The sequence below is a fragment of the Frankia tisae genome (assembly GCF_025403405.1).
Taxonomy (GTDB): Bacteria; Actinomycetota; Actinomycetes; order Frankiales; family Frankiaceae; genus Frankia; species Frankia tisai.
Genome location: NZ_JANEZT010000809.1, coordinates 1 through 456, shown reverse-complemented (window position 1 = coordinate 456; position 456 = coordinate 1). Strand labels below are relative to the sequence as shown.

Genomic DNA, 456 nt, shown 5'->3' with positions numbered 1-456 from the left:
GCCCAGCCCGCCCCCGGGATCGTCGCCCGCCGCTACGTCGGCTGTGCCGGCGGCGGCGAGGTGCTGTTCGACACGGTCGTCGGCGGCACCCACCTGTGGCCGGCGAGCCCGGAGGCCCGCCGTGACCCGCGCGACTCAGCCGCCGGGCGGACCTTCGACGCCACCGGTGCCATCCTCGACTTCTTCACCGCCCACGAGGGCACCGGCGTCGGGATCGGGGCTCCACAGGGGTACAGCAGGATCAGTTCGTCTCGCGGGCCGGCCACCTGACCCATGCCGACGGCGGAAGATCAGGGCTGGGCCGTCGTCGTGTTCGGGTTCCGGGTCGGGTTCGGTAAGGATCCCGGCCGCTGCTCGCCGGTGAGGAAGTGCCGGATCGCCTCGACGTCGGCGGGAACGATCGGGCCAGGGGAACGAGCAGGGGCGGCCGAACCGGTGGCCGAACGGGTGGTGGAG

Annotated in this window: 1 pseudogene; it reads left to right on the top strand. The window is 73.7% G+C overall.

What is annotated here, in order from left to right:
* Positions 1-270, top strand: a pseudogene (locus NBZ85_RS31785) (hypothetical protein); the annotation flags it as partial.
* Between the last annotated feature and the right edge of the window lie 186 nt (positions 271-456).